This window comes from Mesorhizobium sp. M7A.F.Ca.US.002.01.1.1, assembly GCF_004022955.1.
GTDB classification, from domain to species: domain Bacteria; phylum Pseudomonadota; class Alphaproteobacteria; order Rhizobiales; family Rhizobiaceae; genus Mesorhizobium; species Mesorhizobium ciceri.
Genome location: NZ_RZQE01000225.1, coordinates 1 through 9,140 on the forward strand (window position 1 = coordinate 1; position 9,140 = coordinate 9,140).

The following is a 9,140-nucleotide window of genomic DNA, read 5'->3' on the forward strand; positions in this document are numbered from 1 at the left end:
TCGCCAAGGAGCCCAATGAGGCCAACCGCTTCGGCTGGATCGTCGAGGTCGATGTCAACGACCCGACCTCGACGCCGAGGAAGCGCACCGCCATGGGCCGCTTCAAGCATGAGGGCGCCGAATCGATTGTCGCCAGGGACGGCCGCGTCGTCTTCTATCTCGGTGACGACGAGCGCTTCGACTATGTCTACAAGTTCGTGACCAAGGCCGCGTTCGATCCGAACGATCATGCCGCCAACAGGGACCTGCTCGATGATGGCACGCTGCATGTCGCCAGGTTCGCCGAAGATGGCACGGTCGAATGGCTGCCGATCGTCTTCGGCCAGGGACCGCTGACGGCTGAAAACGGTTTCACTGGCCAGGCCGACGTGCTGATCGAGACGCGCCGCGCCGCCGACCTGCTCGGTGCCACCAAGATGGACCGCCCCGAAGACATCCAGCCCAATGCCGTCAATGGCAAGGTCTATGTCATGCTGACCAACAATTCGAAGCGCAAGGCCGACCAGGTAGACGCCGCCAACCCGCGCGCCGAAAACGCCTTTGGCCACATCATCGAGATCGCCGAGGACGGCGGTGATTTCACCGCCGCCAAGGGCAAGTGGGAAGTGCTGCTGAAATGCGGTGATCCGGCGGTTGCCGATGTCGGCGCCACCTTCTCGACGGCAACGACGGCCAATGGCTGGTTCGGCATGCCCGACAATTGCGCGGTCGATTCGGCCGGGCGTCTCTGGGTCGCAACCGACGGCCAAGGCCCGAAAGCCACCGGCCGCACGGATGGTCTGTGGGCGGTGGACACGGAAGGGGCGGCGCGGGCAACCTCGAAACTGTTCTTCCGCGTGCCGATCGGCGCCGAAATGTGCGGTCCGCTGTTTGCGCCCGACGACCAGACCGCCTTCGTCGCCGTCCAGCATCCGGGCGATGGCGGCGAGGACTGGGAAGCGTTCGGCCGCCCGTCCTACTATGAGGATCTGTCGACGCGCTGGCCCGACTTCAAGCCCGACATGCCGGTGCGGCCGTCGGTGGTCGCCATCACCAGACAGGGCGGCGGCAAGATCGCGGTCTGATTGCCTCCAGCATGGGGCGCAGCAGCGGAGCAGATTTGCACCGCTGCCGCCCTTTGAAGTCGCGGCATGGGGTGAAGTCGGTCAAGCCTCGGGAAAGATTGGCAATTTAAACATGGCGCCCTAGGTCTTTATCAGGAGATCGCCATGTCGAAGTCCGTCTATGACCGTGGCTTGCTCAAGCCAGCCGATATCGCCAAGCTGCAGCGCGTGTTCGACGAGGCCTGCCGGCGGCGCGAGGCACATCCCGATTCCGCCGACGCGCGGGAAATCGCGCTTAACCTGCTCGCCCTGCACAATGCCGGCATGGTGGAAGAGGACATGCTGATGGAGGCCGTCGGTTTCCGGCGGCTGGAACCCAAATCAGCGTGATGCGCCGGGTTGGTGCGAGGCCGACCCTGCAATCCGTTTGGCGATCGCCTTGGCCAGGATGCCGGCATTGGCGAAGCAGCCGCGAATGCTCGGCCGCATGCCGGTGAACCACAGACCGGGCAATTTCGGATCGGCTTGCCCGCCGTTGAAGAGCGGAACGCCCTTGGCGTCGAGCACGCCGAGCTTGCCGACCATCGGCTCCAGCCCGGTGCGGTAGCCTGTCGCGGCAATGACGATGTCAGGATAGATCAGGCTGCCATCGGCCAGGATCACGCCGTCACGGGTGAATTCCCTTATGCCGGGTACGACGGTGATCTTGCCGGCCTTTATGGCGCTGACGGCGCCATCGTCGGCGGCGATCGCGGTGTAATCCGAGGTCAGGCGGCTGGCGCCGCCCGCAGGCGCGGGCGGCAGGCCGAATTTGGTCAGGTCGCCGAAAGCCAGGCGCTGCGTCGCCGACATCACCGCGTCGGCGACCCGCAACGGCAAGCGAGCCATGAACGGCGAAAGCCGGTGCACGGCGATCTTGCCGATGCGCTTGGGCAGCAGGGCGGGACCGCTGCGGGCCGACAGCCAGATGGCGGCCGTGTCTATGCCGGCCAGATGATTGAGCGCATCGAAACCCGAATTGCCGGCGCCGACGACCAGCACTTTCTGGCCCGCATAGGCCTGTGCGTCACCGAAATCCGCCGAATGGATGATGCGCCCGACGAAATCCTTCATGCCTTTCCATTCGGGAATGAACGGCTGCCTATCGCGGCCGGTGGCGACGACGACATTGCGGGCCAGCCGCAGGCCAGCGCTGGTCCGTACCGCCCAGTGATCGCCCTTGAAGGCAATCTCTTCGACAGCGACGCCAAACTGCACCGGCAGCCGGTTTTCCTCCCTGAAATCATTCATGTGGCGGATGACGACCGTCCGGTGCGGAAAGGCGGGGGTGCCGGGGGGATAGGGGAGACCAGGCAGCGAAGAAAGATCGCGGTGGGTGTTGAGATGCAATTGCTGGTGCCGCCGGTGCCATGGCTCAGCCAACCGGCTTTCCTTTTCCAGGATCGCCGTCGGCACGCCGGCGTTCATCAAGGCGTGCGCGACGGCCAGCCCGGCAGCACCGGCGCCGACGACGATTGCCGGCTCGACCTTGGCCGGCAGATCCACAACCGATCTGATTGTCGTATCAGTCATTCACTCGAATCCCGTTCGACGCTAGGCTGGCAGGACGCTGTAACCGTTTGATCCCGCGCAGGATCCCTGCAGCAAACCGCGGCCGAAATTTCGAGCGATGCGAATTAGCTCCGTACGCCGGGCCGCGGTTGCGCTCTATATGGCATATGCGCGATATCAACGGTAATCAGGTCGCGGCAATGTGATTGATTCGAGGCTCGGGGTGGCTGGCGGGTCTCGGTTATCCCCACGCGCATGCCCGAAATCGACTCCGATTTTCGAGTCATGCGCAGAATCAAAGTGTTACAGCACCTTGGCGCGTCCTGGACGGCCGGCGCTGTAGGCGGCACGCGGAATCTCGACCATGCCCTCCTTGCGGTTCTATTTCGACAAGATCCTTGAGGCCGCCGCGCCCGAGGTCGAGCGGCAGGCGCTGACCCATGTCGAACGCCTGGCACTGGTGCGCCGCTATGGCGACTTCTCGCTCGCCTATTCCACCGCCGTGCAAGGCAAGCTCTCCTATTTCGGCGACGCCGACGGCTACATCGCCTTCGGTACCAAGATGAAGCACCATTTCGCGCTCGGCGACCCGGTGGCGGCTCCGGCGCGTCGGGCCGATTACATCAAGCGCTTCGTCGAGACCGCCGGCAGCCCGTGGTTCGTGCAGGTCGGCGAGGAAACCGCACGCGTGCTGGCCGGCCTTGGCTACAAGGTCAATCGCCTCGGCATCGACACCCGCCTCACCCTGCCCGAGCATGATTTTTCCGGGAAGCGCAACGAGACCGTGCGCTACTCCGAGCGCTGGCTGCTGAAGAAAGGCTTTTCGTTCGACGAGGACAAGCGCACGATTTTTCTGGATGAAATTGCCCGGCTTTCGGAAAACTGGCGCGGCGACCGCATCGTCAAGCGCTGGGAGATGGGCTTTCTCAACCGCAACTTTGCCGACCATCTCGGCACCGACATGCGCCGTTTCGTCCTGCACGGTCCCGACGGCGGACTGGTCGCTCTGCTCGACTTCGACCCGCTGTGCCGCAACGGAAAGGTCATCGGCTACACGACGGCCTTCAAGCGCAAGCATATCGACGCTTCGCCGCATGCCGAGGTCGGCCTGACCAAATTTGCCGTCGACCGTTTTCGCGAAGAGGGCATCTCGGTGGTCACGCTCGGCCTGTCGCCGATGCTCGATATCGGGCCAAGCGGCTTTGCCGAAAGCGATTTCTGGCGCAATGCCTTCCAGCGCGCCTACGATTCGCCCTGGGTCAATCGCCGCAGGTTCAACCTGCAGGGCCAGGCGGCCTTCAAGCGCCGCTTCCACGGTGTCGAGGAGCCGGTCTACATCGCCTTCCGCAAGGGGACGTATGTCGAGATGCTGGGGTTGCTGCGGCTGGTCAAGGCGATCTAGATCTATCGATATTCAGGTGAGGCCGGCCTGCAAATGGCGGCTTCCTGCGCTTCCGGTGCTCACGTACGAAAAGTACGCTCCGCTCCGGTTCTCGGAATCCGCCATTTTCGACTCGGCCTGACCTGAATCTCAACAGACCTGGCGGCGTTCTGCCGTCAATTCCTCAACCGATACCCTGTCCTGAAGATCCAGGCGACGATCGTTATACAGATCAGCAGGAAGACGACCGTCATGCCGAGGCTGACGCCGACCGAGACGTCGGACTTGCCGTAGAAGCTCCAGCGGAAACCGCTGATCAGGTAGACGACCGGGTTGAACAGCGTGATCGTGCGCCAGACCTCGGGCAGCATGTTGATCGAATAGAAGCTGCCACCGAGGAAGGTCAGCGGCGTGATGATCAGCAGCGGAACCAGTTGCAGCTGCTCGAAACTCTTCGCCCAGATGCCGATGATGAAGCCGAACAGGCTGAAGGTCACCGCCGTCAGCACCAGGAAGGCGAGCATCCAGAACGGATGCAGGATGGTGAGCGGCACGAACAGCGAGGCGGTGGCCAGGATGATCAGGCCGAGGATGATCGACTTGGTCGCGGCACCGCCGACATAGGCGATGACGATCTCCAGATAGGAGACCGGCGCCGACAGAAGCTCGTAGATCGAGCCGACGAATTTCGGGAAATAGATGGCAAAGGAGGCGTTGGAGATCGACTGCGTCAACAGCGACAGCATGATCAGACCCGGCACGATGAAGGCGCCGTAGCTGATGCCGTCGATCTCGGTGATGCGCGAGCCGATGGCCGAGCCGAAGACGACGAAATACAGCGACGTCGAGATGACCGGCGAGACGATGCTCTGCAGCACGGTGCGGAAAGCACGTGCCATTTCCATCCGGTAGATCGCCCATACTGCGCGAAGGTTCATGGCTCCCTCCTCACCAGATTGACGAAGATCTCCTCGAGCGAAGAGTTTTGCGTGTCGATATCGCGGAACTGGATGCCGCCGGCCTCGAGATCGCGCATCAACGAGGCGACGCCGGGCCGCTCGGCCTGGTTGTCATAGGTGTAGGTCAGCTGCCCGCCATCGGGCGACAATTCCAGCGCATAGCGCGAGAGCGCCTCGGGAATGGCCGTCAGCGGATTGCGCAGTTCCAGCACCAGCCGCTTGCGGCCGAGCTTGCGCATCAGTTCGGCCTTGTTCTCGACCAGGATGATCTCGCCGCGGTTGATGACGCCGACGCGGTCGGCCATCGCTTCGGCTTCCTCGATATAGTGCGTGGTGAGGATGATGGTGACGCCGTCCTCGCGCAGCCGGCGCACCATCGCCCACATGTCCTGGCGCAGCTCGACGTCGACGCCGGCGGTCGGCTCGTCGAGGAACAGGATGCGCGGCTCATGCGACAGCGCCTTGGCGATCATCAGCCGGCGCTTCATGCCGCCCGACAGGGTGATCGCCTTGGCGTCCTTCTTGTCCCACAGTGAGAGATCGCGCAGCACCTTCTCGACAAAGCCGTGGTTGGCCGGCTTGCCGAACAGGCCACGGCTGTAATTGACCGTCGCCCAGACGCTCTCGAAGGCATCGATGGTCAGTTCCTGCGGCACCAGCCCGATCAGACCGCGCGCGGCGCGATAATCCTTGTTGATGTCGTGGCCGTCGACGGTGACGGTGCCCGACGAGCGGTTGACGATGCCGCAGACGATCGAGATCAGCGTCGTCTTGCCGGCGCCATTGGGCCCAAGCAGCGCGAAGATTTCGCCGCGCTGAATGTCGAGATTGACTTCCTTGAGCGCGGTAAAACCGGTGGCGTAGGTCTTGGAGACCCCGGAAATGGACAGGATGGAAGGCATGGATGAAAACGGCTGCTTGAAAGAGGTCCCCTGATATAGGCCGAATGTCGGTGCTTGCAACCGCAAGTCAATGCCCTGCTGACAGTTCTCGACAATCGTTGCAGGCCGGCCATTGCAGGTGCGGCGCACAGGCCCGGAGTTGCGCGGCATGCAACCGGGAAAATTGTCCTGTGGCGTTCAGCCTCGCGGCAGGACGCCGCTTTGACCTGAACTCGCTTCGGGCCTATTCTTCGCGAGTATTTGCAGCAGCCGGAGCCCATCATGGACCCGCTCATACTTTCGCGTATCCAGTTCGGCGCGAATATTTCATTCCACATTCTATTTCCGACGATCACCATTGCGCTGGGTTGGGTGCTGCTGTTCTTCAAGCTGCGCTACAACGCCACCAACGATTCCGCCTGGATGCGCGCCTATTTCACCTGGGTGAAGGTGTTCGCGCTGTCCTTTGCCATGGGCGTGGTTTCGGGCGTCACCATGAGCTTCCAGTTCGGCACCAACTGGCCGGGCTACATGGAAAAGGTCGGCAACATCGCCGGGCCGCTGCTGGCCTACGAGATCCTCACCGCCTTCTTCCTCGAAGCGGCCTTCCTCGGCATCATGCTGTTCGGCTTCCGCCGCGTTTCCAACCGCATCCACACGCTGGCGACGGTGCTTGTCGCCGGCGGCACCACCGTCTCGGCGTTCTGGATCATCGCGCTCAATTCCTGGATGCAGACGCCGGCCGGCTTCGAGATGCGCGACGGCGTGGCGCATGCGGTCGACTGGTGGGCAATCATCTTCAACCCGTCGATGCCCTACAGGCTGACCCACATGCTGCTGGCGTCCGGGCTGACGGTGTCGTTCCTGATCGCTGGCCTGTCGGCGCTGCGCTATCTCACCGGCGACCGTTCGGAATCGATGTGGAAGGCGCTGCGCACCGGCGTCTTCACGGCCGCGATCCTGATCCCGATCCAGATCTTCGCCGGCGACCAGCATGGGCTGAACACGCTGGAGCACCAGCCGCAGAAGATCGCCGCCATGGAAGCCAACTGGAACACCGGCCCCAACGTGCCGCTGGTGCTTTTTGCGCTTCCCGACGAGGCCGCGAAGGAAAACAAATTCGAGATCGCCATTCCCGACGGCGCCAGCCTGGTGCTGCGGCACTCGACCAGCGGTGTCGTGCCGGGACTGAACGATTATCCCGGCAACCATCCGCCGGTCTTTCCGGTGTTCTGGGGTTTCCGCGTGATGGTCGGCACAGGCATATTGATGCTGCTCGTCTCATGGTCGGCGGCCTTCTTCCTCAAGCGCCGGCACAGCCTGCCGAAGCCGCTCGCCATGCTGATGGTACCGATGGCGCTGTCGGGCTGGCTGGCGACGCTGGCCGGCTGGTACACCACCGAAATCGGCCGCCAGCCCTGGCTGGTGACGGGCGTGCTGAAAACGGCAGACGCGGTCGGCCCGGTGGCGGGCAGCCATGTCGCGCTGACGCTGGCGACCTACCTCGTTCTCTATGTGCTTTTGCTGATCGCCTATCTCGGCGTGCTGGTGCACCTGGCGCTGAAGGCGGCGAAGGACGGCGATTCATCGCCGCTGCCGGGCGTCATGAACGCCGCCATGTCACAGCCGGCGGCTGGCGAGTAGGAGAAGAAGATGAGCTTCGACTGGCCAACCGCGCTTCCCCTCATCTTCGCCGGCCTGATGGGCCTCGCCATCCTGATCTACGTCATTCTCGACGGTTTCGATCTCGGCATCGGCATCCTGTTCGCCGCCGCCGAAGACGCCGAACAGGATACGATGATTGCCGCGATCGGCCCGTTCTGGGACGCCAACGAAACCTGGCTGGTGCTGGCCGTCGGCCTGCTGCTGGTCGCCTTCCCGCTGGCGCATGGCGTCATCCTGACGGCGCTCTACATTCCGGTCTTCGTGCTTTTGCTCGGGCTGATCCTGCGCGGCGTTGCCTTCGATTTCCGCGCCAAGGTGCCAGCTGGCCGGAAGCATCGCTGGAACCGTATTTTCTTCCTGGGTTCGCTCATCGCCTCGCTGGCGCAGGGCTACATGCTGGGTGTCTATGTGCTCGGCCTCGATGTCGGCCTCGGCGGCATGGCGTTCGGCGTGCTGGTGGCGTTCTGCCTTGCCGCCGCCTACGCGGCGATGGGTGCCGCCTGGGTGATCTACAAGACTGAAGGCGAATTGCAGAAGAAGGCGGTGCGCTGGCTGCGCACGACGCTGGTGCTGACCGCGCTCGGCATGGCCGCGGTGTCGCTGGCGACGCCCTTCGCCAGCCCGCGCATCTTCGACAAATGGTTCGTCTGGCCGGAGATGCTTTATCTGTCGCCGCTGCCGATCCTGTCGGCGCTGCTGTTTCTGTGGCTGTGGCGGCAGACCTTCCATCTGCCGAAGCCCGACGACCGCCATTCACTGACGCCGTTCCTGACGCTAGCGGCCATCTTCGCGCTTGGCTTTGCCGGCCTCGCCTGGTCGTTCTACCCGTTCGTGGTGCCGGATCGCCTGACCATCTGGCAGGCAGCCTCGGCACCGGAAAGCCTGGCCATCATCCTGGCCGGCACCGTGGTCGTGCTGCCGATCATCATCTTCTATTCCTTCTATGCCTACCGGGTGTTCGGCGGCAAGGCGACCGACCTGACCTACGATTGATCCGCTCCACCTCTTTGACGCAAAAGCGCCATGCGCTTTCCCCAGGAAGGGCTGCTTTCAGATCAGCCCGGAATCGCGCGCGGCAGCTGTGGCCTCGCCACGCGAGATGGCATCCAGCTTACCCAGAACCGCGGAGACATGGTGATCGACGGTTTTTGGTGAAATGGTCAGATGCTCTGCGATCCGCTTGTTGGAGAAGCCGCGCTCGATCAGTTGCAGCACTTCCATCTGGCGTTGGGTCAGGCCGGCGCTGTTGGCGCGCGTGGTCTGGCGCGGCCCCCGGGCGATGCGAATGACGCCGTTGCGCCGCATGATTTCGCGCACATGGCTCGCAACCGGCTTGGCTCCAAGGGTCTCGAATATCTCGAGTGCCGCACGCTGCGCCGGCTCATCGCCCTGGGCGAGCGCGAGCGCACGTTCATAAGGTGCGTTGAGATCCGCCCAGACCGCGGCCGCCCCTTGCCAGTCGCCAGCCAGGAGCATTCGGTACGGCGCGGCCATGCCGGCCGTATCCCCCGCGTCGCGACCGGCGGAGAGGATCTGGCGCCAGCTGGCCAGTTCGGCAAACATGGCCCGCGTCGGCGACAGGGTCTCGGCAAGGTCGATCAGCCGCAGCGCCTCGGCGATTTCCGCCTCGCCGAGCCATGCCTGCTCGGCGACGATGGCG

Annotated in this window: 9 protein-coding genes; 5 read left to right on the forward strand and 4 right to left on the reverse strand. The window is 63.6% G+C overall.

Going from position 1 to position 9,140, the window contains the following annotated elements:
• Both EN932_RS20780 and EN932_RS20785 read left to right on the forward strand, forming a co-directional pair.
• A partial coding sequence (locus EN932_RS20780) for a PhoX family phosphatase (RefSeq protein ID WP_164890552.1) occupies nt 1–1,064 on the forward strand: 1,064 nt, incomplete at its 5' end.
• Between the two features lie 144 nt (nt 1,065–1,208).
• Entirely contained in the window at nt 1,209–1,433 is a 225-nt protein-coding gene (locus tag EN932_RS20785) for a hypothetical protein (protein WP_013528677.1), read from the forward strand.
• On the opposite strand, the gene EN932_RS20790 is transcribed toward EN932_RS20785, so the two are convergent.
• On the reverse strand, nt 1,425–2,615 hold the full coding sequence (locus tag EN932_RS20790; RefSeq protein WP_027161242.1) for an NAD(P)/FAD-dependent oxidoreductase: 1,191 nt from the start codon (nt 2,613–2,615) through the stop codon (nt 1,425–1,427). The two genes, EN932_RS20785 and EN932_RS20790, sit on opposite strands and share 9 nt — an antisense overlap.
• Nucleotides 2,616–2,958: 343 nt before the next feature.
• Here EN932_RS20790 and EN932_RS20795 point away from each other — a divergent pair, with 343 nt between their 5' ends.
• The gene (locus tag EN932_RS20795; RefSeq protein ID WP_127368985.1) at nt 2,959–3,996 is read left to right on the forward strand and encodes a phosphatidylglycerol lysyltransferase domain-containing protein; all 1,038 of its coding nucleotides are present in this window, start codon (nt 2,959–2,961) and stop codon (nt 3,994–3,996) included.
• A gap of 155 nt (nt 3,997–4,151) precedes the next feature.
• On the opposite strand, the gene EN932_RS20800 is transcribed toward EN932_RS20795, so the two are convergent.
• Nucleotides 4,152–4,913, reverse strand: a complete 762-nt coding sequence (locus tag EN932_RS20800) for an ABC transporter permease (RefSeq protein WP_013528680.1) — start codon at nt 4,911–4,913, stop codon at nt 4,152–4,154.
• On the reverse strand, nt 4,910–5,836 hold the full coding sequence (locus EN932_RS20805) for an ABC transporter ATP-binding protein (protein ID WP_024502216.1): 927 nt from the start codon (nt 5,834–5,836) through the stop codon (nt 4,910–4,912). The genes EN932_RS20800 and EN932_RS20805 overlap by 4 nt, the downstream gene beginning before the upstream one ends.
• Before the next feature lie 261 nt (nt 5,837–6,097).
• On the opposite strand from EN932_RS20805, the gene EN932_RS20810 reads away from it, so the two are divergent.
• On the forward strand, nt 6,098–7,459 hold the full coding sequence (locus tag EN932_RS20810; RefSeq protein ID WP_013528682.1) for a cytochrome ubiquinol oxidase subunit I: 1,362 nt from the start codon (nt 6,098–6,100) through the stop codon (nt 7,457–7,459).
• Between the two features lie 9 nt (nt 7,460–7,468).
• Entirely contained in the window at nt 7,469–8,473 is a 1,005-nt protein-coding gene (locus EN932_RS20815) for a cytochrome d ubiquinol oxidase subunit II (protein WP_013528683.1), read from the forward strand.
• 57 nt (nt 8,474–8,530) lie between these two features.
• On the opposite strand, the gene EN932_RS20820 is transcribed toward EN932_RS20815, so the two are convergent.
• Nucleotides 8,531–9,140, reverse strand: a 610-nt coding sequence (locus EN932_RS20820; protein ID WP_245483303.1) for a LuxR C-terminal-related transcriptional regulator, incomplete at its 5' end; no start/stop codon positions are given.

Bases quoted from the DNA above. Each gene is read 5' to 3' on its own strand.
- EN932_RS20815 (WP_013528683.1), top strand. From the start codon at position 7,469: ATGAGCTTCGACTGGCCAACCGCGCTTCCCCTCATCTTCGCCGGCCTG.
- EN932_RS20790 (WP_027161242.1), bottom strand. From the start codon at position 2,615: ATGACTGATACGACAATCAGATCGGTTGTGGATCTGCCGGCCAAGGTC.
- EN932_RS20800 (WP_013528680.1), bottom strand. From the start codon at position 4,913: ATGAACCTTCGCGCAGTATGGGCGATCTACCGGATGGAAATGGCACGT.
- EN932_RS20810 (WP_013528682.1), top strand. From the start codon at position 6,098: ATGGACCCGCTCATACTTTCGCGTATCCAGTTCGGCGCGAATATTTCA.
- EN932_RS20795 (WP_127368985.1), top strand. From the start codon at position 2,959: ATGCCCTCCTTGCGGTTCTATTTCGACAAGATCCTTGAGGCCGCCGCG.
- EN932_RS20805 (WP_024502216.1), bottom strand. From the start codon at position 5,836: ATGCCTTCCATCCTGTCCATTTCCGGGGTCTCCAAGACCTACGCCACC.
- EN932_RS20785 (WP_013528677.1), top strand. From the start codon at position 1,209: ATGTCGAAGTCCGTCTATGACCGTGGCTTGCTCAAGCCAGCCGATATC.